Source organism: Pseudoduganella sp. GW821-FHT05F09 (genome assembly GCF_059419605.1).
The window spans coordinates 699,407-724,086 of sequence record NZ_JBWKSD010000003.1 but is presented as its reverse complement, the minus strand read 5'-3'; the positions used below and the strand labels follow the sequence as shown (position 1 = coordinate 724,086).

Genomic DNA, 24,680 nt, shown 5'->3' with positions numbered 1-24,680 from the left:
AAAAAGCGCCGGGACGATATCATCGTCCCGGCGCTTTTTTATTGGCGCTGCGCGGTTCAGACCTTGCGCAGGCCGCCCAGCAAGGCGGCGATTTTCTGTTTCGGCTTGCTGCTCGACGGCAGCGGGGCCGGCGCCGGCACGCTGCTCTGGGCCGGCTCGTAAGGCTTGAGGAACCACGGATCGACCTTCTCGCGGCGCGGCAGCGGGCCGGAGCTGGAACGGCTGCGCTCCGGGCGCGCGCCGGCATAGCCGCCGGCACTGCCGCCGCCGCTGCTGCCGCCACCGCTGCGTTCCGGCGCCGCGCGCGTTTCGCCTTCCGGACGGCGGCTGCTGCCGTGACGGCGTTCGCCGTGGCGCTCGTCGCCGCGTTCGCCTCGCGCGGACGACGGCGCGAAGCCGTCGAGTTCGCCGCGCTTGATGGTCTGCTTGATCAGTTTTTCAATGTCGACCAGCAGGCGCTCGTCCTTGTCCGTGTAGATCGAGATGGCGTCGCCCGAGGCGCCGGCGCGGCCGGTGCGGCCGATGCGGTGCACATAGTCTTCCGCGTTGTACGGCAGGTCGTAGTTGATGACGCAAGGCAGGTCGGAGATGTCCAGGCCGCGCGCCGCCACGTCGGTGGCCACCAGCACGTCGATCTCGCCCTTCTTGAACGACTCCAGCGCGGCCATGCGTTCCTGCTGCGTCTTGTCGCCGTGGATGGCGGTGGCTTTCATGCCCTCCTGTTCCAGGCTGCGCGACAGGCGCGAAGCGCCGATCTTGGTGTTGGAGAACACGATCACCTGCTTGAGCTCGCGCTGGCGCAGGATGTGGGCCACCACGTCGCGCTTGTGCTCTTCGCTGACCTTGTACACCACCTGGGTCACGCGCTCGGCGGTGGCGTTGCTGCGCGCCACTTCGATCAGCTGCGGGTCCTTCAGGAAGCTGTTGGCCAGCTTCTTGATCTCGCCCGAGAAGGTGGCCGAGAACATCAGGTTCTGGCGCTGCTTGGGCAGCAGGTTGATGATGCGCTGCAGGTCCGGCAGGAAGCCCATGTCCAGCATACGGTCGGCCTCGTCCATGACCAGCATCTGCACCTGGCCCAGCGAGATGTTCTTCTGCTCGATATGGTCCAGCAGGCGGCCCGGGGTGGCGATGACGATCTCGACGCCGGCCTTCAGCGCCACGGTCTGGCCCTTCATGTCCATGCCGCCGAACACCACGCAGGAGCGCAGCGGGGTGAATTTGCAATAAGCCGCCACGTTCTCGGCCACCTGCACCGCCAGTTCGCGGGTCGGCGTCAGGATCAGCGCGCGCACCGGGTGGCGCGCCGGCGACATGGAGCTGTTGGCGGTGGCCAGCAGCAGCTGGATGATGGGCAGCGAAAAACCGGCGGTCTTGCCGGTGCCGGTCTGGGCCGCGCCCATCACGTCGCGCCCTTGCAGCACGACGGGGATCGCTTGCGCCTGGATCGGGGTCGGGTGGACGTAGCCTTGCGCGGTCAGCGCGCGCAGAATGTCGGGCGACAGGCCAAAATCGGCAAAGCGGACCTGCTCGGCAGCTTCGGTAGCGGCGGCCGGATCGGCAGCGGGGACGGCTTCTGGCGTGGAAATGTTCTCGATGTCGGACATAAATTTTTCAATAAACAGCAAAATCCGCGCGAAGCGGCGAGGCGGGAGGACAGCAGGGCGGGGCCAGCTTGCGCGGATACAGGATACAAATTCAGCGGCCTACACGATACCCTAAATTTCCGCCACTGTACACGGAAACAGTAGCTTTCCCGCGATTCTGTTACATGAATGAAATGTATAATGGCAATGATGGCAACCCCCTTCCTCCCCCTTTTTCAGCGCCCCCGCTGGCCGCGCTGGCAGCAGCTGCTGGCCGCCCTCCTCCTGCTAGGTGTCTGCGGCCTGGGCTGGCCCCAGCCGCCGGCGCACAGCGCTCCGCCCTCGCTGCGCTTCAAGAAACTGGGGCCGCTGGACAATGACGAGCCGTCCATGCTGTCGCTGCTGCAGGACCGCCAGGGCTTTGTCTGGATAGGCACCCACAGCAACGGCCTGTACCGCTATGACGGCTACCGCGCCGTCAAATTCGCGCACGCCCGCAACGACGCGCGCAGCCTGCCGCACGACCGCGTGGCCGCCATCTTCGAGGACCAGCGCGGCCGCCTGTGGGCCGGCACCGCCAACGGCCTGGCGCGCTACAACCCGGACAGCAACGATTTCACCGTCTTCGCGCCCCCTTCCGGCCCGGTCAACCGCCTGATCGTCAAAAACATCATCTCCGACGGCAAGGACGGCATGTGGATAGGCACCTGGGGCGGCCTGCAGCATTTCAACCCGGACAGCGGCAAATTCACCGTCTATGCGCACGACGCGGCCGATCCCGGCAGCCTGGGCAGCAACGACCTGAACGCGCTGGCGCTGGACAAGGACGGCGGCCTGTGGGCCGGCACCTGGCCCGGCGGCGTGGACTACCTGGCGCCCGGCGCCAGCGCCTTCGTCCACTACCGGGTGGACAGCGCGGCGCAGCCCGACAGCCGCAGCAACATCGTGCGCGCCATGCAGTTCGACCGCGACGGCACCCTGTGGCTAGGCACCGAGGCGGGCGTGCTGAGCCAGCCGGCCGGCAAGCCGTGGGCGCCGCGCCGCCCGGCCGCCAGCCCGTCCAGCCGCATCACCAGTTTCTATGTGGACCAGGCCCAGACCCTGTGGGCCACCACGCTGTCGGCCGGCCTGCTGCGCTGGAATGCGGACACGGCCAGCTTCGACCAGTACCAGCACCAGGCCAGCGATCCCTATTCGCTGCCGGGCAACAATCTGCGCGCCATGCTGCAGGACCGGGGCGGCATGCTGTGGGTGGCCTCGTTTACCGACGGCATCAGCCTGGCCAACCTGAACAGCCGGGGCTTCCGCCGCCACGTGCCGCACCGCCTGGACCAGGGTTCGCTGTCGACCAACGCGCTGCTGGCGCTGGCGGCGGCGCCGGACGGCAAGGTCTGGCTGGCGGCCAACCTGGGGCTGAGCCTGTACGACCCGGCCAGCGGCGCCGTGCTGCAAAGCTACCGCAGCGCGGACGGCAAGCCGGGCGCCCTGAGCCACGACATCGTCTACAGCCTGTACCAGGACCTGGGCCAGGGCAAGGACGCGGCCGGGCCGCTGTGGGCCGGCACCGCCAACGGCCTGAACCGGCTGGGGCCGGACGGCCGCTTCCAGGTAATCCGCTTCGGCAACACCGCCAGCGACTACATCAACGCCATCGCGCCCGGCCGCGACAATGTGCTGTGGCTGGCCACCGGCAACAGCCTGGTGCGCTACGACAGCAAGCGCGGCAGCCACCACATCTACTACAACGACCCGGCCGACCCGGCCAGCCGCAGCGTCAACGGCACCTCGGCGGTGCTGGAAGACCGCGCCGGCCGCGTATGGGCCGGCTCGGAATGGAACGGCGGCGGACTGGACATGCTGGACCCGGCCAGCGGCAAGTTCCGCCACCTGCGCCATGCGCCCGACAGCGGCAAGAACAACGGCAAAGACGGCGGCCAGCCCTCGCTGTCGGACGACAACGTCTCCAGCCTGCACGAGGACGCGGCCGGCCGCCTGTGGGTGGGCACGGCCAAGGGCCTGGACCTGGTGACGGTGGCGGCCAATGGCGCGCTGCGAGTGCAGCCCTACGCGGCGGCGGTCGGCTCGGGCAAGGTACTGGCCATCCGCAGCGACCAGGACGGCATGATCTGGGCCAGCACCATCGCCGGCCTGTACCGGCTGGACCCGGCCAGCGGCAAGGTGGAGCGCTACAGCCCGGCCGACGGCCTGACCGACGGCTACACCACCAACTCGTCGGCCAGCGGCAGCGACGGCACGCTGTACTTCGGCGGCGTGCACGGCATGACGGCGGTCACGCCGCGCGCGGTGCGCAGCGACACCGTGGCGCCGCAGGTGGCCATCACCGACATCACCGTGTTCAACCGTTCGCTGGGCGAAGGCCAGCGCAGCGAGGGCGCCGAGCTGCAAGGCCCGGTGACGGCGCCGCGCGTGCTGACCCTGTCGGCCCAGGCTTCGGTGTTCTCGATTGAATTCGCGGCGCTGCACTACACCGATCCCGGCCAGAACCGCTACGCCTACCAGCTGGCCGGCTTCGACCGCGACTGGGTGCTGGCCGACGCCTCGCACCGCAACGCCAGCTACACCAACCTCTATCCGGGCACCTACACCTTCCGCGTGCGCGCGGCCAACCACCGCGGCGTGTGGAGCGCCGAGCCGGCCAGCATGACCATCGTGATCACGCCGCCGTTCTGGCAGCGCTGGTGGTTCCGCGCCGGGCTGGGCCTGCTGGTGCTGGGCAGCCTGCTGGCCGCGCACCGCTGGCGCATCCGGCGCCTGACGCGGCGCCAGGCCGAGCTGGCCGCGCTGGTGACGGCGCGCACCGCCGCGCTGGAGGAGTCGAACCGCAAGCTGGCCGCGCTCAGCACCACCGACGGCCTGACCGGGGTGCGCAACCGGCGCGGTTTCGACGAGGCGCTGGCGGCCGAGTGGCGGCGCGCCGCGCGCACCGGGCAGACGGTGGCCCTGTCGCTGCTGGACGTGGACCACTTCAAGAAGTATAACGACCACTACGGCCACCTGGCCGGGGACACCTGTTTGCGCACGGTGGCCGAACTGATCACCAAGCACGGGCGCCGCAGCACCGACCTGGTGGCGCGCTACGGCGGCGAGGAGTTCGCGCTGCTGGCGGCGGCCACCAACGCGGCCGACGCGTTCGGCGTGGCGCAGGATATCTGCGCGGAGCTGGCCAAGCTGGCGCTGCCGCACGCGGACGCGCCGCTGGGCATCGTCACCATCAGCATCGGCGTGGCGGTGCTGGCGCCCACGGATCACAATACAGAGGAAATGCTGGTGGCGCTGGCCGACCAGGCGCTGTACCGCGCCAAGGAGAAAGGCCGCAACCAGGCGCTGCTGGCATTAGGAACGGAATGAACGAAATGACTGAAACGAAGCTGGACGCGGAAGACCCGCGCCCGGAACCGCCGCAGCCGCCCGAACCGGGCGACTGCTGCCATAGCGGCTGCGCGTATTGCGTGGATGATATGTATCAGGATGCGCTGGACAAGTACCGGGCGGAGTTGAAGGACTGGCTGGCGCGGCATCCTTAGCAGCTAGAACTCCTCCCATTCGTCGGCGGCAGGTTTGGATGCGGCTTTGGCCGGCGCCTTGACGGCGGGGGCGCGGGCCGGCGGCAGGGCTTTGGCGGGCGCCGGACGGACCGGCGCCGCCGCTGCCGGCGCTGCCTTGCGCGCGCGCGGCGGCGCCTGCGTGGCGCTGGCGGCCAGGGCGCTGGCGTTGAGCTTGAAGGCGCTGACCACCTGGCTCAGGTGCGCGGCCTGGTCCATCATCGATTCGGCGGCGGCGGCGGCCTGCTCCACCAGCGCCGCATTTTGCTGCGTCACCTGGTCCATCTGCACGATGGCCGTGTTGACCTGCTCGATGCCGCTGCTCTGCTCCTGGCTGGCGGCCGTGATCTCGGACATGATGTCGGTCACGCGCGTGATGCTGGCCACGATTTCATCCATCGTGGCCCCGGCCTGGTCCACCAGGCGCGAGCCGGCGTCCACTTTCTCCACCGAATCGCCGATCAGGGTCTTGATGTCCTTGGCGGCCGCCGCCGAGCGCTGCGCCAGGTTGCGCACCTCGGACGCCACCACCGCGAAGCCGCGCCCCTGCTCGCCGGCGCGCGCCGCTTCCACGGCGGCGTTGAGCGCCAGGATATTGGTCTGGAAGGCGATGCCGTCAATGACCGCGATAATGTCCACGATCTTGCGCGACGACTCGTTGATCGAGGCCATGGTGCCCACCACCTGCCCCACCACGTCGCCGCCCCGGATGGCAATACCGGAGGCCGACTGCGCCAGCTGGTTGGCCTGGCGCGCATTGTCCGCGTTCTGCTTGACGGTGGAGGTCAGCTCCTCCATCGACGAGGCGGTCTCCTCCAGCGAACTGGCCTGCTGCTCGGTGCGCGAGGACAGGTCCTGGTTGCCCGAGGCGATCTGGCCGGACGCGGTGGCGATGGTGTCGGTGCCGCTGCGCACTTGGGCCACCAGCGACTGCAGGCTCCCCGTCATGTCCTTGAGCGCCCCCATCAGCTGGCCGGTTTCGCATTGCGACTTGACCTCGATCTCCTGGGTCAGGTCGCCGCCGGCCACCTGCTTGGCCACCGAGACCGCCTCCTGCAGGGGGCGGGCCACGATGCGCGCCACCCACAGCGCCAGCAGCATGCCCAGCACCACGGTGGCCACCAGCAGCACCACGATGATCAGACGCGACTGGTTATAGGTGGCGGTGGCCGCGTCGCTGGCGGCGTCGCCGCCGTCGATGTTGATCTTGACCAGCTTGTTGAGCTGCTCGCTCAAGCCGGTCATGATCTGCGCCGAGTTGCCCGAGGCCAGCGCGCGCGCTTCATCCTTGAGACCTTTGCGCGAGGCGTCCACCAGCTTGCCGCCTTCGCTGACGAATTGCTGCCACTGGGTCGCGAAGGCCTCGTACTGGGCTTTTTCTTCGGGGCTGGAAATGAGCTTCTGATAGCGTTCGCTGTCGGCCTTGAAAGTGGCCAGCGTGTCGCTCATGCGTTTTTCGTAGGTGTCGTACAGCTTCTCGTCGTTGCCCAGGATGTGGGCCAGCTGCCAGCGGCGGTAATCGCCCACGTCGATACGGAGTGCCATCACGGCCTGCACGCTGGGCATCCAGTTTTGCGCCATGTCGTCCGAAGCCTGGTTGATGCGGCCCATGGCGGCGATGGCGTTGAGGCCCAGGATCAGCGACAGGACCTGCACTGCGCCGAAAGAGACGATCAGTTTGGTCGCGATTTTGAGGTTGTAGAACCATTTCATGGCATCTCCCACTCTATCTGTCCGGAGATCCAGTATAGACCGATGCCGGTATGGCTACCGGAAATCCACGCACGGTTTTTGCGTCAAGACAACAGCATCGGGCGCGGCGATCGGGTAAGCTGGGGCTTTCCCTGAACGGACCCGCACCATGTGGAAACGACGCAGCCTGGCACTGCTCTTGATATTGCCCCTGCTGGCCCTGGCGGACAGCCGCCCCTTCCCGCCCAACGCCAAGCGCGGCAAGATGACGCCGGCCTGGCATCCCTCGATTGTTATCGACGGCAAGACGCGCACGCTGTCGCCGGCGGCCCGCATTTTCAACCAGGACAATATGATAGAAATGCCCGCCAGCCTGCGCGGCGAGAATTTCTTGGTGAACTACCAGGAAGACAGCGACGGCCAGATCCTCAACGTGTGGATACTGACCAAGGAAGAGGCCAGCCAGCGATTGCCGGCCGGCCAGACAGGCAGAAGAGTTACAGGAGAATAATGGCGGCGGCCACGCCGATGATCAGGCCGAACTTGGTCAGTTTGTAGGCGGTCTTGTTCCAGGCCTTGTAGCGGCGGCGGTACTGGCCGGCCACATAGGACACCTTGAACAGCTTGCTCACCAGGCCGGTCTGGTCGCCCTGCTCGTTGGGCGAGGCGGCGGCGGTCATCATGGTGCGGCCCAGCCAGCGGTTGACGGCCTGCGCCCAGCGGTAGCGCATGGGACGCTCGACGTCGCAGAACAGGATGATGCGGTCGCTCTCGCTGCCGTTGATGGCCCAGTGGATATAGGTTTCGTCGAACATCACGCCCTGGCCGTCGCGCCAGCTGTGGCGCTCGCCGTCCACGTCGATAAAGCAGCGGTCGTCGTTCGGCGTGGCCAGGCCCAGGTGGTAGCGCAGCGAACCGGCGAAGGGGTCGCGGTGCGGATTGAGCTTGCCGCCCGGCGGCAGCTCGGCGAACATGGCGGCCTTCACGGTGGGGATGCCCTTGAGCAACGCATAGGTCTGCGGGCACAGCTGTTCAGCGGACGGATGGCTGGCGTCGTACCACTTCAGGTAAAAGCGTTTCCAGCCGTTTTTGAAGAAGGAATTGAAGCCGGCGTCGTTGTTCTGTTCGGCGGCCTTGATCTTTTTCAGCGCCAGCAGGTTTTCCGCTTCGGCGCGGATGATCTGCCAGTTCTGCTGCAGGGGCTCGAGCTCCTTGAACTGGTCCAGCGACAGATAGGGCTTGGACGGCACCTTGGAGAACACGTGCATGAACAGGTTGATCGGCGCCATGAACGAGGAATGGTCGAACAGCTGGCGCATGAACGGCAGCCGCACCTTGCCACGGAAGTGGATGTGGAAAATAGCTAACAAATAAAACGATACCAGTGCCAACTTCATGGCGCCTCCAGCGTACACAATCCACCATGATATCGCCAAACGGCTTTTTTTGCCCGATCTTCGTGGGCCGTAAACTTCCGGCTACAATGCTTGGATGGCAAGAAAAACTCCCACCTTCCCCGGCCCGCAAAGCGCGCGGGCAGCCGTGCTGGCGGTGCTGCTGTCGAATAGCGACCAGACCGGCGCCGAGCCGCTGCAGGGGCGCGTCTCGCTGGCGGCCATCGTCAAGGCCTTGAAACGCAAATACCACTGGCCGATCGAAGCCAGCAGCTTTCCGGCCAACAGCGGCGACGGGCGCGCCACCTGGGCCACGGTGTACAGCCTGCCGCCGGACGTGATCGCCGCCGCGCTGGCCAACGGCGGCGCGGACTGGCTGGCCAGCCGCCGCGCGGCCAAACGCGCGGGCTGACTATTTCTTCGCCGCCTTGCTGATGGCGCGGCAGCGCGCCGTGGCGCGGTTGGCCGCATCGCAACGCGGCTTGGCCGCTGCGGCGGCCTTGCGCGCCGGCTTGGCGGGCGCCGCCTGCTTGCGCGGCTCGCGCACGGCGCCGGCCTTGGCGGGCTTGGCCGGCTTCTTCGTTTTCTTGACCGCAGCCTGGGGCGCAGCGCTACGCGCACCGGTACGCGCGGCCGTCTTCAGCTTGGCCGGAGCGGGTTCCGCTGACGGCAACTGCAGCGCGGCGACGGTACGGCTGGCCGGCGGCGCAGCGGCCCGCGCCGTCGCGGCGGCCAGACCGGCTCCGATCGCGGCGGCCGGTGTGGCGGCAGGCGCGGCGGCGATGGTGCCGCTGGCGCTGGTGCCCGCCGGGGCGGCGGAATTTGCCGCCGACGGTGCCGCCAAAGGTGCGGCGGCGGCCGCGCCGGGCGGAACGGGCGGGGCCGGCACCGCATGCTGCGGCTCGGACGGCGCCACCAGGGCCGACTGCACCACCGGCGGCGGCGCGATCTTCTGCACGTCCGGCGCCGGCAGCGCCTTGGCGCTCATGCCGGCCGGAGCGGCCAGCGCCGGCGGCTGGTGGCGCTGTTCCTGGGCCGTGTTGCCGATCCACACAATCGCCCCGACCAGGCCGGCCGCCAGCGCGCCGCCCAACGCCATGGTCTTCAGCGGCAGCGGCTTCCTGGCCGACTGCGGCGTGGCGGCGTCCGACGTGGCATCGAGCGCGGCAGCCCCAAGCTCCCCAGGCGCCTCCGTAGGGCGGGTTAGCGCAGCGTAACCCGCCAAATGCTCGGCAGCCGCTCCCGAAGGCGGCGCCATATGCGGTTCAGTATGAGGTTCATCGGCCTCGGGCCAGGCGGTAAAATCAGCCCCGGCGGCCTCCGCGCCGGCTGGCGCCGTAGTGGAGGCGGAGGAAATCGGGTCGTCCCCGAAAGTCGGTTCAACGCGCGGCGTAGTCTGCATCTTCATGGGTCTGGAATTCTGGGATGTGCGCAAAAAGCGAACAGGACTCTACCACACCTGCCCGCCCGCCAGACCCCTGCGCCGCAGCAAATGCCCGTAGTATACTGCGCGCATGACCTTACCTGCCCCACAAACCACCCTCACCCTGGCCGAACTGGCGGCGCGCTGGAACATGAGCACGCGCGAGCTGCTGGAACTGTCCCTGCCCGAGCCGCTGCCGGTGTATTTCTACTTCGACGGCCTGGTGTTCGACTTCGGCGACAAATGGCTGCGCGCCAACGGCGACGTGAAGGATGCGCAAGACCTGGAAGCCCACCAGCAGCACCTGAGCGCGCTCGACATCGACCTGCAGCGCCAGACGCTGCACAAGCAAGGCCTGCTGAAACTGAGCCAGTGGGAAGAAGCCATGAGCGACGTCGAACTGCAGCGCCAGCGCGCCGAAGCCGAGCGCCTGCGCAAGGAAACCACCCGCCTGGGCACGCTGCTCAAGGAGCGCAGCGAAGAGCGCCAGCGCCATGTGCGCAACGGCCTGCTGCGCGCCGCGCCGCGCACGCTGCACGAATTGGCCCGCAACGGCAGCGCGCGCTTCCCGCAGTTCGCCTTCCTGCCCGCGCGTCCGGAGCAGCCGTCCGACCGCTTGCTAGTGGCGCTGGAGGACGGCTTCCCGGTCCAGCAGCTGCTGACCGAGGCCGACCTGGTCGTGTCCCTGCAGGACGTGACGGCGGCCGAGGCGGCCCGGCCGGGCCTGGCACCCGCAGCCTAGTCGCTGCCCGCCGCGCGGCGCCGCTGCCCCTCCAGCCACGCGGGCGGCAGGCGGCCCAGCAGCGGATCGTCGCGCCGCAGGCTGGCCCAGCTCACGCCGCCGTCGCCGGAATAGCTCAGCATATAGGGCTTGTCCTCGTCGTCGCCGGCCTGCGCCGCCGCCAGCCAGATTTCCTTGTCATTCACGGCATAGCTGCTCACCAGCGGCGCGCCTTGCGCCGGCACCTTCACCTTGCGCCAGCGCCGCCCGTCCGCCGAGCGCAGCAGTGTCTGCGCAGCCGAGCCGGTGATCCACCAGCCGCCCGCTTTGGACGCCGCCAGCTCCACCAGCAAATCCGGATTCCCCAGCGCGGTGCTGTGCGCCACCTTGCACGAGGCCGCGTCGATCAGGCTGGCGGTGTAGCCGGACACCTTGCCGCCCGCGCCCAGCTGCGTGGCCAGCCCCACCACGCCGCGCGGCGACGACGCGAACGCCACGCTGGCGTCCTTCATCGCCTGCAGCGCGGACTTGCCGCCGCCAGCGTTGAGCTTGCTCAACGGCAGCAGGCAGTCGCGGCCCGGCGTGGCGCTGCTGCGGAAACGGTAGCCGCCCGCTTCCGGCGCCACCTGCACGCCGTAAGGCAAGGCCAGCACGTCGCGCCCGCCCGCTTGCAGCACGCGGCCGCTTAGCGCGTCTATCACCGTCCCGCCCACATAGATGCGGCCGCCGTCATCGACCACCAGCGGCGGCCAGATCCGGCCGCCGGGGCGCAACGCCAGCCGGACCGGCTCGTGCGCGTGGATCACGATGCCGTGCTCGTCCTCGGTAATGCCGGTGGCGCCGATGCGGAAGTCGAACACCGCCGCCCCGGCGGCCTGCGCCAGCGCGGCGCTGCACAGAGCAAAGACCAGCTTCATGCCAACTCCTCCTTCATGCCAACTTCCTTCAGCTTGCGGACCACGGTATCGGCCGCGGCCAGCGCGCGCCCCTGTTGATCAAGCAGCCGCAGCGGCGGCACGGGTTCGCCCGTCTCCTGCAGCACCAGCGTGGAATGCGGCTCCCCCTCGCGGTACAGAAACTGTTCGCTCCACTGGCGCAAGCTCACCAGTAGCGGGAACAGCGCCAGCCCCTTGGCCGTCAGCACGTATTCGCCGTAGGCGGTGCCGTCCGAGGCCGGCGACACCGCCAGCACGCCGTGCTCCACCAGCTTGTGCAGCCGGTCCGACAGGATGTTGCGCGCCACGCCCAGGTTTTTCTGGAAGGCGCTGAACCGGCGCACGCCGTCAAACGCGTCGCGCACGATCAGCAGCGACCAATGGTCGCCCACCACATCCAGGCCGCGCGCCACAGGACACGGGTCTTCTTTCAGCGTTTTTCGTTTGACCATCATTCACCCTCTTAAGTGGTTGCATTTTAATACTGGATTGCCTACACTCGAAACTAGTTTCAATTTGCAACCAGATTAGGGATCCACCATGCCTACCTCCACGCGTCTGATGACGCTGCTTATTTCCATCTCCTGCGGCGTGAGCGTCGCCAATGTGTATTACGCGCAGCCGCTGCTGGACGCGCTCGCGCTCGATTTCGGCCTCTCGCACGCCGAGGTCGGCATGGTGATGGCGGCCACGCAGCTCGGCAGTGCGCTGGCGCTGCTGTTTGTCCTGCCGCTGGGGGATTTGCTGGACCGGCGCCGCCTGATGCTGGTCCAGCTGGGATTGCTGAGCTGCGCCTTGCTGGCCGTCGGCTATGCACCGGGCGCGGCGCCGCTGCTGGGCGGCATGCTGGCGGTGGGCCTGCTGGGCACGGCCATGACGCAAGGCCTGATCGCCTACGCGGCCGCCACCGCGCCGCCTGCGGAGCGCGGGCGCATCGTTGGCACCGCGCAGGCTGGCGTGCTGATTGGATTGCTGAGCGCGCGCACGGTGGCGGGCCTGCTGGCCGACCTGGCCGGCTGGCGCGCGGTCTACTGGACCTCGGCCGCGCTGTCGCTGCTGCTGGGCGCCGTCCTGTGGCGGGTGCTGCCCGCGCCGCCGGAAGAGCCGGTGCGCGGCGCCGCATGCCCCGGCATGGCGCGGCGCTACGTCCAGCTGCTGCGCTCCATGCCGGCGATGCTGCGCACCGACCGCACGCTGCAAGTGCGCGGCGTCATTGCCATGCTGATGTTCGGCGCGCTCAGCATCTTCTGGACCGCGCTGGTGCTGCCGCTCAGCGCGCCGCCGCATGCGCTCTCGCACACGGCCATAGGCGCATTCGGGCTGATCGGCGTCGTGGGCGCGCTCGCCGCCTCGCGCACCGGGGCCATGGCGGACCGCGGGCTGGGCCAGCGCACCAGCGGCGCGGCGCTGGCTTTGCTCTTGGCGGCATGGCTGCCGCTGGCGTACACCGGGCAATCGCTGTGGGCGCTGGCGGGCGGCATCATCATGCTCGACCTGGCCGGACAAGCCATCCACGTCACCAACCAGAGCATGATCTTCAGCAGCCATCCGCAAGCGCACAGCCGCGTGGTGGGCTGCTACATGATGTTCTACGCCGCCGGCAGCGGCCTGGGCGCGCTGGCCTCCACCCGCATGTACGCGGCGGCCGGCTGGCTGGGCGTGTGCGCGCTGGGCGCCGCCGTCAGCCTGGCGGCGCTGCTGTTCTGGGCGCTGACCCTGCGCAGCGGCGCAATCCGGCAGCCCCGGCCCGACGTGGCCGGCTAAATCATTCTATACTGCCCCCATGCCACCAATCGCCTCCCCCCCATCCGCCCCTGCATGGTGGCAGCACGGCAGCCTGCCGCGCTATGTCGCCGACCTCGTCGGGGCCGAGCTGGCGGCCCTGCGCCGCAGCCATGCGGGCCTGCCCGCCACGCCTTGGCATGGAGAATTGAATTTTGAACAAGACCTGGGCACGGACTCGCTGGAGCGCTTCCAGCTGGCCACGGCCCTGAGCGCCGCGCTGCACATGGAGCAAAGCGGCCTGGACCAGCAGTTGCCGGCGCTGCCCACGCTGGCCGGCTGGTGCGGCGCCGCGCAGGCCAGCCTGGCGCTGCAGGACGCGCGCATCAGCTTCCGCACCTCGGGCAGCAGCGGCGCGCCCAAGCAATGCCAGCATGCGCTGGCGCAGCTGGAGCAGGAAGTGCGGCACTGGGCCGGCATGCTGGGGCCGGTCCAGCGCATCTTCTACACCGTGCCGGCCCACCATATCTACGGTTTCCTGTTCACCGTGCTGCTGCCGCAGGCGCTGCCCGGGGCGCCGCAGCTGATCGACGCGCGCGGCACGCTGCCGGCGCGCCTGGCCGGACTGGCCCGCAGCGGCGACCTGGTGGTCAGCTTCCCGGATTACTGGGCCGGCGTGGCCGCCGCCGGCCAGCCCTTCGCCCCCGGCGTGGTTGGCATCACCTCCACAGCGCCCTGCCCCGACCCGTTGGCGCTGCAGCTGCAGGCACTGGGCCTGGACCTGCTGCAGATTTACGGCAGCAGCGAAACGGCCGGCATCGGCTGGCGCGGCCAGGCGGGCGAGGCCTACACGCTGCTGCCCTACTGGGGCCGGACGGCGCAGCCGGGCCTGCTGCTGCGCGACGGCCGGGAGGTGGCGCTGCAGGACACGCTGGACTGGCGCGGCGAGCGCGCCTTCGTGCCGTCCGGGCGGCTCGACCAGGCGGTCCAGGTGGGCGGCGTGAACGTGCACCCGGCCGCCACCGCAGCGGTGCTGGCGCGCCACCCGGGCGTGGCCCAGGCCAGCGTGCGGCTGATGCGGCCGGACGAGGGCCAGCGCCTGAAAGCCTTCATCGTGCCGGCCGACGCCGGCGCGCCGGAAGCCGCGCTGGCCGCCGAATTGACGGCCTGGGCGCGCGCCCATTTGACTATGGCCGCGCGCCCGGTATCATTCACCTTCGGCAGCAATTTGCCCAGGACAAAACAAGGCAAGCCGGCGGACTGGATTATCGACGCCGGCCACGAATCAACCCCGGAGCAACCATGACTGAAGCAAACACCCTCACCTTTACGCAAGCCGGCCTGGGCGAGCGCCTGGACCAGCTGGACCAGGCCGCGCTGGACGCGCTGCCGTTCGGCGTGATCGGCTTTGACGAGAGCAGCCGCGTGCGCCGCTACAACGCCTTCGAATCGCGCGCGGCCGGCCTGAGCCCCGAACGCGTGCTGGACCAGGAGCTGTTCACCATCGTGGCGCCGTGCATGAACAACTTCCTGGTGGCGCAGCGCTTCGACGACGCGCACGACAGCGGCACGGCGCTGGACGCCACCATCGACTACGTGCTGACGCTGCGCATGCGGCCGACCAAGGTGATGCTGCGCCTGCTGTACTCGCCAGCCTCGGCCATGCGCTACGTGCTGGTGCAGCGGCTATGAACGCCGTGGCCGACGCGCCCGACGCGGCCGAGCACGAGGCGCTGCTGCAGTTCCTGTACATGGCGCCGGTGGGCCTGGTGCAGGCCGGCAGCGACGGCGCCATCCTGATGCTCAATCCGCTCTCGGCCCAGCTGCTGATGCCGCTCAGCGCCGACGGCAACCTGCTCAACCTGTTCGAGGCGCTGGCGCCGGTGGCGCCCGACCTGCGCCAGCGCTGCGCCGGCTACAGCGCGCCCAGCGGCAATGTGTGCGAAGGCATGCGGCTCTACCTGAACGGCGCCCGGGGCGGCCCGGAAGTGCTGTCGCTGACGCTGCTCAAGCTGGACGAGGCGCGCCTGATGGCGGTGCTCAGCGACATCACCGAGCAGGACAGGCGCGAGCGCCAGCTGCGCAACACCGACGCCTGGCTGAACGCCATCATGACCAATATCGCCGACTACGCGCTGGTGAGCCTGGACCAAGACGGCCGCGTGGCCGCCTGGAACGACAGCATAGGCCGCGTCACCGGCTTCGACGAAGCCGGCACGCGCGCCCAGCCCTTCGGCCTGTTCTACCCGGCCGAGGACGCCTCTGAAGCACAGCAGGCGCATCGCCTGCAGCAGGCCAACCTCAACGGCTGGCACCTGGACGAAGGGCTGCGCCGGCGCGCCGACGGCAGCCAGTTCTGGGGCAGCGCCATGCTCTCGCCGCTGCCGGGGCGCAAGCGCGACGACGGGACGCTGGCGCCGGCCGCGCCGGGCGAACCGGCCTACTGCCTGATCCTGCGCGACATCACCGACAAGCGCGCACTGAGCGAAAACCTGCGCAGCGCCACCTATGGCGACCACCTGACCGGGCTGGCCAACCGGCGCGCCTTCTTCGAAGCGGGCGAGCTGGAAATGCTGCGCCGCACCAAGATGCCGCAGGCGCCGGCCCTGATCCTGATCGACGCCGACCATTTCAAGGCCATCAACGACAGCCATGGCCATCCGGCCGGCGACGCCGTGCTGCGCCACCTGGGCGCCACGCTGAAGAGCATGTTCCGCCAGGTCGACACCGTGGCGCGCATAGGCGGCGAAGAGTTCGCCGCCATCCTGCCGGGCGCCAGCCTGGCAGACGCGGCCATTGTGGCCGAGCGCCTGCGCGAGCGGGTGCAGGCTGGCCCGGCGATGTTCGACGGCGCCGCCATCGCCTATACCATCAGCATCGGGGTGGCGGCCATGGATGACCCGGCCTGCACCCTGGCCGGCTTCCTGCAGCGCGCCGACGACGCGCTGTACGCCGCCAAGCGCGGCGGACGCAACCGCGTGGTGTGCTGGCCCGCCGAAGGGGAGGTCCAGGCATGACGAGCGACAGCGACGACGCCTACGAGGCGCTGATCCAGTTCCTGTACCAGGCTCCGGTCGGGCTGATCCAGCTGCAGCAGGACGGCAGCATTGAAATGCTCAACCCCATGGCCTCGCAATTGCTGATGCCGGTGTCGCCGGACGGCAACCTGGCCAATCTGTTCGACGTGCTGCAGCGGCAGGCGCCCGGCCTGCGCGCGCAGTGCCAGGCCTATCCCGGCGCGCACGGCGTAATTGCCGATGGCATGCGCCTGGTGCTGGGTAGCGCGGGCGCCGCCGAGCCGGGCGGGCGCGGCGCGCGGCCCGAAGTGCTGGCGCTGGGCGTGCTGAAGGTGGACGCCGGGCGCATGATGGCGGTGCTGGTGGACGCCACCGCCGAAGTCCAGCGCGAACAGCGCACCCTGGCGCGCCGGCTCGACAGCGCGGCGCGCATCGACACGCTGACCAAGCTGCCCAACCGCGCCGCCGTGCGCGAGCTGCTGCAGCGCATGGCCGCGCGGCCGCGCGCCGCCAGCGGCGACGAAGCCGCGCTGCTGTTTATCAATGTGGACCGCTTCCGGCAGGTCAACCACACGCTGGGCAGCCCGGTGGGCGACCAGGTGATGGTGCTGATGGCCGAGCGCCTGCGCGCCAGCGTGCGCTCGGGCGCACGCCCGGGCGGCGACGGCAGCGCCCAGGGCCTGGGCGAAGTGGCCGCGCGCGTGGGCGGCGACGAATTCACGCTGGTGCTCGACGGGCTGGCCGGCGCCGGCGTGGCCGAGAGCATCGCCGCCCGGCTGCAACAGACGCTGGGCAAGCCCTACCGCATCGGCCTGCACGACATCAGCCTGCAGTTCAGCATAGGCGTGGTGTACCTGGGCGCGGGCGGCGCGGCCGCCGACGACGTGCTGCGCGACGCCAGCGTGGCCGTGGCGGTGGCCAAGGCGGCCGGCGGCGGCCAGACCGTGCTGTTCCAGCCGGCCATGCGCGAGCAGGCCGCGCGGCGCGGCGGCATCGAAGCGGAGCTGCGCAGCGCGCTGAGCCAGGGCCAGCTGTTTACGGTCTACCAGCCGGTGGTGGGGGTGCTGCCGGACGGTGCCATCGACCGCTCGGCCGGGGTGGAAGCGCTGGTGCGCTGGCAGCACCCGGCGCGCGGCGTGGTGGGGCCTATCGAATTCATCGAGATCGCCGAGCAATCCGGCCTGATCGACGCCATCGGCGAGTTCGTGCTGCGCGCCGCCTGCCGCGACTTCGCCGCCTGGCAAAGCGAGCTGGGCGCACGCGCGCCGCGCCTGCTGGCGGTCAACCTGTCGCGCGCGCAGCTGGGCGATGCGTCGCTGTGCGACAAGGTGGCGGCCATCCTGGCCGCCAGCGGCATGCAGCCGGCCCAGCTGCAGCTGGAAGTGACCGAAAGCCTGGCCGCGCAAGGGGCCGATATCCAGCAGCAGCTGCAGCGCCTGAAAGCGCTGGGCGTGAAGCTGGCGCTGGACGACTTCGGCACCGGCTACTCCTCGCTGTCCAGCCTGCACCTGCTGCCGGTCGACACGGTGAAGATCGACCGCTCCTTCGTCAGCCTGTCCGACACCAGCCACCACCACGAAGTGCTGATCGAGGCCACCGTCAAGGTGGCGCGCAGCCTGGGCATGAGCACGGTGGCCGAGGGCATCGAAACCGAGGCCCAGGCCGCCGTGGTGCGGCGCCAGGGCTGCGACAAGGGCCAGGGCTATCTGTACAGCCGACCGCTGCCCGCCGCCGCGCTGGCCGCGTGGATACAGGCGCCGTAGCGGCGCAATTTCGCCGCGCGCAACAGTCAATTGACCGCAGAGCCCTTTCTGCCGCCCGGCGCGCCCGCTACATTGGTGGCACTCAACCACCACCGGAGCCCATCATGCACAGCCATCCCCCTGGCGCCAACGCGCTGGCAGCCGCAGCACTCACCCTGGCTTCCGGCATCACCGCCGCGCATGCCGCGCCGGTGGCCTATCGCACGGTGGCGGTGGAAGGCGTGCAGATCGCCTACCGCGAAGCGGGCGACGCCAGCAAACCAACCATGGTGCTGCTGCATGGCGTGCCCAGTTCGTCGCGCATGTACGACGGGCTGCTGCGCAAGCTGGGCGACGAGTACCACCTGATTGCGCCGGACTACCCCGGCTTCGGCAACAGCGAGGCGCCCGATCCGGCCAGCTTCCGCTACAGCTTCGACCACCTGGCCACCGTGATGCAGAAATTCACCGATGCGGTGGGCGCCACGCGCTACGTGCTGCTGATGCAGGACTACGGCGCCCCGGTCGGCATGCGCATGGCCATGGCGCACCCCGCCGCGATCCAGGGGCTGATCTTCCAGAACGGGAATGTGTACGAAGAAGGCCTGGGCGCCATGTGGGCCAAGCGCAAGCCGTTCTGGGCCGACCGCGCCGCGCACGAGCAGGACGTGATCGCGGTGCACCAGTCGCTCGCCGCCACGCGCGCGCGCCACATCGGCGACGATCCGGCGGTTGAAGCCTACGATCCGGATTTGTGGATGGACGAGTACGCCTACCTGAACCGCCCCGGCCAGGCCAGGATCCAGGCCGACCTGATCTACGACTACCAGACCAACCTGGCCGCCTACCCGGCGTGGCAAGCCTGGCTGAAACAGCGCCAGTTGCCGACGCTGGTTCTGTGGGGCAAGCACGACCTGGCCTTTACCGTGCCCGGCGCGCACGCCTTCCGGCGCGACAATCCGGCCGCCGAAGTCCACATCCTGGACGGCGGCCACTTCGTGATGGACACCAGGCTGGACCAGGTGGCCGCGCTCACCGGCGCCTTCCTGCGCAAACTGGGCGGCGCGGCGCGCTAAGCGGCAGGGGGCTTACTCCGCAGTGACCGGGTCGATGATCTCCCGCACCTGCGACACCCGATTGGCAGGAAAGCCGCCGCGCCGCGCGTGCTCGCGCACCATCTCTTCATTGGGAGCGTTGTAGATGCAGTAGACCTTGTCGTCGGTCACATAGCTGTGCACCCATTGTATGGACGGCCCCAGTTCGCTGAGCACGCTACAGGACTTTGCGGAGATGCCCTGAAGGTCGGGGCCGCTCAGCTTGCCGGCGCCGGGGATATCGCGTTCGATTACAAATTTAGGCATGGTTACTCTCCTCGTGACCGGCAACGGGCATACGGGACCGGAAATTTTGGCGCGCCGGTTGTTGTAGCCTAGACCAAGCAAACGGAATGTCAACGCGGGCGCGCAGGCTCGTCGTTGAGGCAGATGGGGGCTCGGGACGCGTAACTCGCGCAAGCGCGCGCAAAGCAGGCCGCAGCAGCTTCGCCGGCCCTGTCCTTGCACCGCGCCAGCCGCTGCTCGACGCTGGCGGCGGACATCGGGCGCTTCGAAGTGCGTGCTGGCGGCCGGGGCCGGGCCAGCGCCCTGGACCGGACAGCCGGACGCTTCACCATGTAGCCCTGCTTCACTGTGGCTTTCACCGGGGAAATTTGCGCAGGCGCAGACGGAGTCACCGCGACAGCAGCGAGGGCCCGGGGCGCTGGCGCTGGCGCTGGCGCTGGAGTTGGAGTTGGGGCTGGTGCGGGGGCTGGCCCTTGCTCCGGCATTGGCGCTGGCGGCCTGGTTGGCGTGGCGGCAGCCATGGCAGCGCCGCTAGCGCGCGCATCCTGCCTGACCGACTGCGCCACCAGGGCAATCGCCTTATCCGCCTGCAGGCCGCGCCAGACCAGCAGGCCAGCGCCCAGCAGGGCTGCAACGGCCACCAGCAGCGTCGCCCACATTACCGTGGTGTGCACTTTGCCCGCCGGCCTGGCGGCACCCGGCTTTGCCGCCTCGCCGTCCGGCACCGCCTCCGCTTGCTGTTCATCCATCATGCGCCCGGAAAAGATAGTCCCAGCAGCAGATTACTCAAAACAAGCCAAGCCCGGCGCAACATTCCGCAATAGTGCCCGGAAATGAAAAAAGCCAACCCCGCAGGGTTGGCTTTCTTATTTGGTAGGCCCTCGCGGAGTCGAACCGCGCACCAAAGGATTATGAGTCCTCTGCTCTAACCAAGCATGAGCTAAGGGCCCGAAAACTTGTGGACAACGACCCGGCAGCATAGGGGCTGCGCGGGCTGTCGTCAAGTGCTAGTTACCTTCCAGGAAGCTTTTCAGCTTGTCCGAACGCGACGGGTGGCGCAGCTTGCGCAGCGCTTTCGCTTCGATCTGGCGGATGCGCTCGCGCGTCACGTCGAACTGTTTGCCGACCTCTTCCAGCGTGTGGTCGGTCGACATTTCGATGCCGAAACGCATGCGCAGCACCTTCGCTTCGCGCGGGGTCAGCGAGTCCAGCACATCCTTGACCACGCCGCGCATGGACGCGTGCAGCGCCGCGTCGGACGGGGCCAGGGTGTTGTTGTCCTCGATGAAGTCGCCCAGATGGGAATCGTCGTCGTCGCCGATCGGCGTTTCCATGGAGATCGGCTCTTTGGCGATCTTCATGATCTTGCGGATCTTGTCTTCCGGCATTTCCATCTTGATGGCCAAAGTCGCCGGATCGGGCTCGGCGCCCGTTTCCTGCAAGATCTGGCGCGAGATGCGGTTCATCTTGTTGATGGTCTCGATCATGTGCACCGGAATACGGATGGTGCGCGCCTGGTCGGCGATCGAACGCGTGATGGCCTGGCGTATCCACCACGTGGCGTAGGTCGAGAACTTGTAGCCGCGGCGGTATTCGAACTTGTCCACCGCCTTCATCAGGCCGATGTTGCCTTCCTGGATCAGGTCCAGGAACTGCAGGCCGCGGTTGGTGTATTTCTTGGCGATGGAAATGACCAGGCGCAAGTTAGCCTCGGTCATTTCGCGCTTGGCCTTGCGCGCCTTCATTTCGCCGGCCGCCATCTGGCGGTTGATGTTGCGCAGGTCCGGCAGCGGCAGCACCACGCGCGCCTGCAGGTCGATCAGGCGCTGCTGCAGTTCCTTGATGGTCGGAATGTTGCGGCCCAGGATGGCGCTGTAGGCGTGGCCGGCTTCCACTTCGCCGTCCACCCATTCCAGATTGGTTTCATTGCCAGGGAACACCTTGATGAAGTGGGCGCGCGGCATGCCGCACTTGTTCACCGCCACGTCCAGGATCTGCTTCTCGATGTGGCGCACTTCGTCCACCTGGCCGCGCAGCGTGTCGCACAGCTTTTCCACCACCTTGGCGGTGAAGCGGATGCCCAGCAGTTCGTAGGAAATTGCTTCCTGCGCCTTGACGTAGGCTTTCGAGCTGTAGCCGTCCTTTTCGAAGGCGCGGCGCATCTTGTCGAACTGCTGCGAGATCAGGTCGAATTTTTCCAGCGCAGCATTTTTCATCTGCTCCAGCTGTTCGGCCGAGTAGCCGGCCGCGCCCGAGGCGCTGGCCGCTTCTTCTTCCTCTTCGGCTTCTTCCTCTTCCTCTTCCTCGTCTTCTTCCTCCTCGTCCGAGGCGGCGGCGGCCGGGGCGGGCGCAGGCTCGCCTTCGCTCTCGTCGACCAGGCCGTCGACGATCTCGTCGATCTTGATCTCGTCGTTACGGATGCGGTCGGACGCGGCGATGATTTCGGCGATGGTCACCGGGCAGGCGGAAATGGCCTGGATCATGTCCTTCAGGCCGTCTTCGATGCGCTTGGCGATCTCGATCTCGCCTTCGCGCGTGAGCAGCTCGACCGAGCCCATTTCGCGCATATACATGCGCACAGGGTCGGTGGTGCGGCCGAAGTCGGAGTCCACGGTGGACAGGGCCGCTTCGGCGGCCGCTTCGGCTTCGTCGTCGCTGGTGACGGTGGCCACGTTGTCCGACAGCAGCAGGGTCTCGGCGTCCGGCGCGTGCTCGTAGACGGCGATGCCCATGTCGTTGAAGGTGCCGATAATGCCCTCGATCGCTTCCGGATCGACGATATTTTCCGGCAGGTGGTCGTTGATCTCGGCGTAGGTCAGGAAACCGCGTTCCTTGCCGAACTTGATCAGGGTCTTGAGTTTCTGGCGACGGCGCTCGAGCTCCTCCTCGGTCGCTTCGGTGTCGGACGAGAAGGCGTCCTTCAGCAGCGCTTTTTCCTTGGCCTTGCGGTCCTTTGCCTTGGCCTTGTCGACCGCCTTCAGCTCGGCGCGCTCGACCGCGTTGAGCGCGGCCACTTCGTCGTTCTCGGGCTGGAATTCTTTCGGCTTGCGGCCACGGCGGCCCGGCACCTTCACTGAAGGCAGCACATAGCCTGAAGTATCGATGGCGGCCAGGGCGGCGGCATCGGTGGTCTGGCTTACCGCCGGCGGCGTGTTGGTAACACGCGTTTCCGGTTTGTCGGCCGTTTTGGCGGCCTTGGCGGTCACTTTGCTCGGCTTTGCAGCCGCTTTGGATTCAGGTTTCTTTGTTGGCACAGGCGCTTTCGATTACACAACGACTTGCTTTACGGGTTAGGATAAAGTTCTTGCAACACCGCTACGAATACTTATACCTTCTGGCTCCTGCGCACACAGGAACCTCCACCGCCGGCCCGAACCCGGGGCCGTACTCGGCAGAAATTCTACTGTAGACAGCGCAAGGGGGCTAGATCCACCAGTGTCCGGAGGCAGGCGCCGCGCCTGGGCGGTTATCGACTGCGCCATCCGGCCACGATCCGGCAAATTCCGGCCCCGGCCGCCGGTGCCGCAGCCTTACCGCCCGCCGCACCGATCAAGAGCCTAACTTACTGAAAACAAACAGAATTCCGAACTGAAATACCAAAGCTAAGCACTCAATACTTAGCGTTTTATTATAGCACGCTACTTTACAATTTCCAGACCCCGCCCGGGCCGCCTCATAGGGGCGCAGCCCCGGGAGACTAGCGAGCTGATAGCTCTGCTTCGGCCTCCCGCAACAACTGGTCTTGCATAGCCGTAATTTCGCGGTAGCGTACACCAATTTCGCTGGAAGACAAACCGGACGCGAACAACTGTGCCAGCTCGGCTTTCAGCGCGTCAGTCCGGATTTGCCGGATGGCGCTGCTCAAATACGTCTTGATGGCCTCGAAATCCGACTCCGGCTCGGCGGCGATCTCGCTGATGATGCCGTCGTACTCGCTGCCCTGCTCCTTCAAATGCTGCGCCAGCGCGGCAAAGCTGCCCTGCGGCCCGAGCGCGATGGCCGCCGCGATCAGCTGGTACAGGCGCTCGGCCGCTTCTTCGCCGAAGTTGGCGAAGGCGCCCAGGCCGGCCTCGTCTATCGTAAAGGCCAGCGGCGGGTGCGCCACCAGGTGCCGCACGATCTGCAGCTCCAGGCCCACCGGCTGCGGGCGGCTGCTGCGCTGCGGCGCCCTGCGCACCTCGGCCACCGGCTTGCTCAGCTCGTACAACTGCTCGATCTCGCCCGGGCTGCTCTGCGTCATGGTGGCCAGGCCGCGCACGATCTGCAGCCGCAGCGCCGACGGGGTCATGGCCTGCAGCAGCGGCTTGGCCTCGAACTGCACCCGCGCGCGCCCTTCCGGCTCGCTCAAATCATGCTCGGCGGACACCACGCGCAGCAGGAACTGCGACAGCGGCATGGCCTCGTGCACCTGCTGCTCGAAGGCCGGCGCGCCATATTCGCGGATATAGCTGTCCGGGTCGTGCTCGGCCGGCAGGAACAAGAACTTGATGGTCTTGTTGTCCGACACATGGGGCAGACAGGCTTCCAGCGCGCGCTGGGCAGCGCGGCGGCCGGCCTTGTCGCCGTCAAAACTAAAGATCACGGTGTCTGTTTGGCGCAACAGTTTCTGCACGTGGGTGCTGGTGCAGGCCGTGCCCAGGGTCGCCACCGACTGCGGGAAACCCATTTGCGCCAGCGCCACCACATCCATATAGCCTTCCGTCACCAGCACATAGCCGGCGTCGCGGATGGCCTGGCGCGCTTCGAACAAGCCGTACAGCTCGTGCCCCTTGGAAAATAAAGGCGTTTCGGGGGAATTCAAGTACTTCGGCTCGCCCTGCTCCATGATGCGCCCGCCAAAGGCGATGACCTGGCCCTTGGTGTTGCGAATTGGAAACATCACGCGTTCGCGGAAACGGTCGTAGCGCTTGCGGTGGTTGCCTTCCTCGTCCACGCGGTCGATCACCAGGCCGGCCTCGACCAGCGCCAGCGCCTCGTAGTTGGGGAACACGCTGCGCAGATTGTCCCAGCCGTTGGGGGCGAAGCCGAGCGCGAAGCGGGCCGCGATTTCGCCGGTCAGGCCGCGGCTTTTCAGGTAGCCGATGGCGTTCGGGGCCGAGCGCAGCTGGGATTTGTAGTAGTCGGCGGCCAGGTTCATGGCCTCGGACAGGGCCATGCTCTGGGCCTGCATCTGGGCGCGCTGGGCGGGCGGGATCTTGTCGTCCTGCTCGGGCACCACCATGCCGCAGTTCTGCGCCAGCTCCTTGACGGCATCGACAAAGCCCATGCCGGAGTATTCGATCATGAAGCCGATCGAGGTGCCGTGCGCGCCGCAGCCGAAGCAGTGGTAGAACTGCTTGGTGGGGCTGACCGTGAAACTGGGGGATTTTTCGTTGTGGAAGGGGCACAGGCCCATGAAGTTGGCGCCGCCCTTCTTGAGCTGCACATAGCGGCCGACCACGTCCACGATGTCGACGCGGTTCAATAGATCGGAGATAAAGGATTGAGGTATCACGGCGATCAGTCTTGTTCTACATCAGAGGCTATACTGCCGCGCGCGGCCGGG

20 protein-coding genes and 1 tRNA gene are annotated in these 24,680 nt (G+C 67.9%); 11 read left to right on the top strand and 10 right to left on the bottom strand.

Annotation, left to right across the window (positions count from 1 at the left end):
* Positions 1-56 precede the first annotated feature (56 nt).
* Positions 57-1,607 (bottom strand): DEAD/DEAH box helicase, encoded by a 1,551-nt coding sequence (locus AC07S4_RS13160; RefSeq protein ID WP_494987071.1) that lies wholly within the window; start codon positions 1,605-1,607, stop codon positions 57-59.
* A gap of 180 nt (positions 1,608-1,787) precedes the next feature.
* On the opposite strand from AC07S4_RS13160, the gene AC07S4_RS13155 reads away from it, so the two are divergent.
* Positions 1,788-4,955, top strand: coding sequence for a diguanylate cyclase (locus AC07S4_RS13155; protein WP_494987070.1), 3,168 nt, complete (start codon positions 1,788-1,790; stop codon positions 4,953-4,955).
* The gene (locus AC07S4_RS13150) at positions 4,952-5,131 is read left to right on the top strand and encodes an oxidoreductase-like domain-containing protein (protein WP_494987069.1); all 180 of its coding nucleotides are present in this window, start codon (positions 4,952-4,954) and stop codon (positions 5,129-5,131) included. Before AC07S4_RS13155 ends, AC07S4_RS13150 begins: the two co-directional genes overlap by 4 nt.
* Positions 5,132-5,134: 3 nt before the next feature.
* Here AC07S4_RS13150 and AC07S4_RS13145 read toward each other — a convergent pair whose 3' ends face one another.
* Positions 5,135-6,862 carry a methyl-accepting chemotaxis protein gene (locus tag AC07S4_RS13145; protein ID WP_494987068.1) on the bottom strand — a complete coding sequence of 576 codons (1,728 nt, stop codon included), beginning with the start codon at positions 6,860-6,862 and terminating at the stop codon, positions 5,135-5,137.
* A gap of 148 nt (positions 6,863-7,010) precedes the next feature.
* Here AC07S4_RS13145 and AC07S4_RS13140 point away from each other — a divergent pair, with 148 nt between their 5' ends.
* Positions 7,011-7,352, top strand: a complete 342-nt coding sequence (locus AC07S4_RS13140; protein WP_494987067.1) for a hypothetical protein — start codon at positions 7,011-7,013, stop codon at positions 7,350-7,352.
* Here AC07S4_RS13140 and lpxO read toward each other — a convergent pair.
* Positions 7,339-8,238, bottom strand: coding sequence for a lipid A hydroxylase LpxO (lpxO, locus tag AC07S4_RS13135; RefSeq protein ID WP_494987066.1), 900 nt, complete (start codon positions 8,236-8,238; stop codon positions 7,339-7,341). The two genes, AC07S4_RS13140 and lpxO, sit on opposite strands and share 14 nt — an antisense overlap.
* 94 nt (positions 8,239-8,332) lie before the next feature.
* Between lpxO and AC07S4_RS13130 the strand changes: the two genes are divergently transcribed.
* Positions 8,333-8,647 carry a hypothetical protein gene (locus AC07S4_RS13130; RefSeq protein WP_494987065.1) on the top strand — a complete coding sequence of 105 codons (315 nt, stop codon included), beginning with the start codon at positions 8,333-8,335 and terminating at the stop codon, positions 8,645-8,647.
* Here the strand turns inward: AC07S4_RS13130 and AC07S4_RS13125 are convergent, their stop codons facing one another.
* Complete coding sequence (locus AC07S4_RS13125; protein ID WP_494987064.1) at positions 8,648-9,643, bottom strand: hypothetical protein; 996 nt, start codon at positions 9,641-9,643, stop codon at positions 8,648-8,650.
* Between the two features lie 106 nt (positions 9,644-9,749).
* Here AC07S4_RS13125 and AC07S4_RS13120 point away from each other — a divergent pair, with 106 nt between their 5' ends.
* Positions 9,750-10,400 (top strand): hypothetical protein, encoded by a 651-nt coding sequence (locus AC07S4_RS13120; RefSeq protein WP_494987063.1) that lies wholly within the window; start codon positions 9,750-9,752, stop codon positions 10,398-10,400.
* Here AC07S4_RS13120 and AC07S4_RS13115 read toward each other — a convergent pair.
* A complete protein-coding gene (locus tag AC07S4_RS13115) occupies positions 10,397-11,296 on the bottom strand; it encodes a hypothetical protein (protein ID WP_494987062.1) in 900 nt (299 codons plus the stop codon). The genes AC07S4_RS13120 and AC07S4_RS13115 overlap by 4 nt on opposite strands.
* Entirely contained in the window at positions 11,293-11,766 is a 474-nt protein-coding gene (locus AC07S4_RS13110; RefSeq protein ID WP_494987145.1) for a winged helix-turn-helix transcriptional regulator, read from the bottom strand. Before AC07S4_RS13110 ends, AC07S4_RS13115 begins: the two co-directional genes overlap by 4 nt.
* 88 nt (positions 11,767-11,854) lie before the next feature.
* Here AC07S4_RS13110 and AC07S4_RS13105 point away from each other — a divergent pair, with 88 nt between their 5' ends.
* The 6 genes from AC07S4_RS13105 to AC07S4_RS13080 all read left to right on the top strand — a co-directional run bounded on the left by AC07S4_RS13105 (position 11,855) and on the right by AC07S4_RS13080 (position 18,871).
* Positions 11,855-13,078, top strand: coding sequence for an MFS transporter (locus tag AC07S4_RS13105; protein WP_494987061.1), 1,224 nt, complete (start codon positions 11,855-11,857; stop codon positions 13,076-13,078).
* 19 nt (positions 13,079-13,097) lie between these two features.
* Complete coding sequence (locus tag AC07S4_RS13100) at positions 13,098-14,342, top strand: AMP-binding enzyme (protein ID WP_494987060.1); 1,245 nt, start codon at positions 13,098-13,100, stop codon at positions 14,340-14,342.
* Positions 14,339-14,728, top strand: coding sequence for a phosphonate transporter (locus tag AC07S4_RS13095; protein ID WP_494987059.1), 390 nt, complete (start codon positions 14,339-14,341; stop codon positions 14,726-14,728). The genes AC07S4_RS13100 and AC07S4_RS13095 overlap by 4 nt, the downstream gene beginning before the upstream one ends.
* The gene (locus AC07S4_RS13090) at positions 14,725-16,053 is read left to right on the top strand and encodes a sensor domain-containing diguanylate cyclase (protein WP_494987058.1); all 1,329 of its coding nucleotides are present in this window, start codon (positions 14,725-14,727) and stop codon (positions 16,051-16,053) included. Before AC07S4_RS13095 ends, AC07S4_RS13090 begins: the two co-directional genes overlap by 4 nt.
* The gene (locus AC07S4_RS13085; protein WP_494987057.1) at positions 16,050-17,816 is read left to right on the top strand and encodes a putative bifunctional diguanylate cyclase/phosphodiesterase; all 1,767 of its coding nucleotides are present in this window, start codon (positions 16,050-16,052) and stop codon (positions 17,814-17,816) included. Before AC07S4_RS13090 ends, AC07S4_RS13085 begins: the two co-directional genes overlap by 4 nt.
* Positions 17,817-17,920: 104 nt before the next feature.
* Entirely contained in the window at positions 17,921-18,871 is a 951-nt protein-coding gene (locus AC07S4_RS13080; protein ID WP_494987056.1) for an alpha/beta fold hydrolase, read from the top strand.
* 12 nt (positions 18,872-18,883) lie between these two features.
* Here the strand turns inward: AC07S4_RS13080 and AC07S4_RS13075 are convergent, their stop codons facing one another.
* The 4 genes from AC07S4_RS13075 to dnaG all read right to left on the bottom strand — a co-directional run bounded on the left by AC07S4_RS13075 (position 18,884) and on the right by dnaG (position 24,629).
* A complete protein-coding gene (locus AC07S4_RS13075; protein WP_494987055.1) occupies positions 18,884-19,156 on the bottom strand; it encodes a DUF4242 domain-containing protein in 273 nt (90 codons plus the stop codon).
* Between the two features lie 850 nt (positions 19,157-20,006).
* Positions 20,007-20,085 (bottom strand) — tRNA-Ile (locus AC07S4_RS13070).
* 57 nt (positions 20,086-20,142) lie between these two features.
* A complete protein-coding gene (gene rpoD / locus AC07S4_RS13065; RefSeq protein WP_494987054.1) occupies positions 20,143-22,341 on the bottom strand; it encodes an RNA polymerase sigma factor RpoD in 2,199 nt (732 codons plus the stop codon).
* A gap of 491 nt (positions 22,342-22,832) precedes the next feature.
* Positions 22,833-24,629 carry a DNA primase gene (dnaG, locus tag AC07S4_RS13060; RefSeq protein ID WP_494987053.1) on the bottom strand — a complete coding sequence of 599 codons (1,797 nt, stop codon included), beginning with the start codon at positions 24,627-24,629 and terminating at the stop codon, positions 22,833-22,835.
* Between the last annotated feature and the right edge of the window lie 51 nt (positions 24,630-24,680).

Bases quoted from the DNA above. Each gene is read 5' to 3' on its own strand.
- AC07S4_RS13080 (WP_494987056.1), top strand. From the start codon at position 17,921: ATGCACAGCCATCCCCCTGGCGCCAACGCGCTGGCAGCCGCAGCACTC.
- AC07S4_RS13125 (WP_494987064.1), bottom strand. From the start codon at position 9,643: ATGAAGATGCAGACTACGCCGCGCGTTGAACCGACTTTCGGGGACGAC.
- AC07S4_RS13095 (WP_494987059.1), top strand. From the start codon at position 14,339: ATGACTGAAGCAAACACCCTCACCTTTACGCAAGCCGGCCTGGGCGAG.
- AC07S4_RS13100 (WP_494987060.1), top strand. From the start codon at position 13,098: ATGCCACCAATCGCCTCCCCCCCATCCGCCCCTGCATGGTGGCAGCAC.
- AC07S4_RS13155 (WP_494987070.1), top strand. From the start codon at position 1,788: ATGGCAATGATGGCAACCCCCTTCCTCCCCCTTTTTCAGCGCCCCCGC.
- AC07S4_RS13160 (WP_494987071.1), bottom strand. From the start codon at position 1,607: ATGTCCGACATCGAGAACATTTCCACGCCAGAAGCCGTCCCCGCTGCC.
- AC07S4_RS13120 (WP_494987063.1), top strand. From the start codon at position 9,750: ATGACCTTACCTGCCCCACAAACCACCCTCACCCTGGCCGAACTGGCG.
- AC07S4_RS13085 (WP_494987057.1), top strand. From the start codon at position 16,050: ATGACGAGCGACAGCGACGACGCCTACGAGGCGCTGATCCAGTTCCTG.
- lpxO (WP_494987066.1), bottom strand. From the start codon at position 8,238: ATGAAGTTGGCACTGGTATCGTTTTATTTGTTAGCTATTTTCCACATC.
- AC07S4_RS13075 (WP_494987055.1), bottom strand. From the start codon at position 19,156: ATGCCTAAATTTGTAATCGAACGCGATATCCCCGGCGCCGGCAAGCTG.
- AC07S4_RS13130 (WP_494987065.1), top strand. From the start codon at position 8,333: ATGGCAAGAAAAACTCCCACCTTCCCCGGCCCGCAAAGCGCGCGGGCA.
- AC07S4_RS13145 (WP_494987068.1), bottom strand. From the start codon at position 6,862: ATGAAATGGTTCTACAACCTCAAAATCGCGACCAAACTGATCGTCTCT.
- AC07S4_RS13140 (WP_494987067.1), top strand. From the start codon at position 7,011: ATGTGGAAACGACGCAGCCTGGCACTGCTCTTGATATTGCCCCTGCTG.
- AC07S4_RS13110 (WP_494987145.1), bottom strand. From the start codon at position 11,766: ATGGTCAAACGAAAAACGCTGAAAGAAGACCCGTGTCCTGTGGCGCGC.
- AC07S4_RS13150 (WP_494987069.1), top strand. From the start codon at position 4,952: ATGAACGAAATGACTGAAACGAAGCTGGACGCGGAAGACCCGCGCCCG.
- AC07S4_RS13105 (WP_494987061.1), top strand. From the start codon at position 11,855: ATGCCTACCTCCACGCGTCTGATGACGCTGCTTATTTCCATCTCCTGC.
- AC07S4_RS13090 (WP_494987058.1), top strand. From the start codon at position 14,725: ATGAACGCCGTGGCCGACGCGCCCGACGCGGCCGAGCACGAGGCGCTG.
- AC07S4_RS13115 (WP_494987062.1), bottom strand. From the start codon at position 11,296: ATGAAGCTGGTCTTTGCTCTGTGCAGCGCCGCGCTGGCGCAGGCCGCC.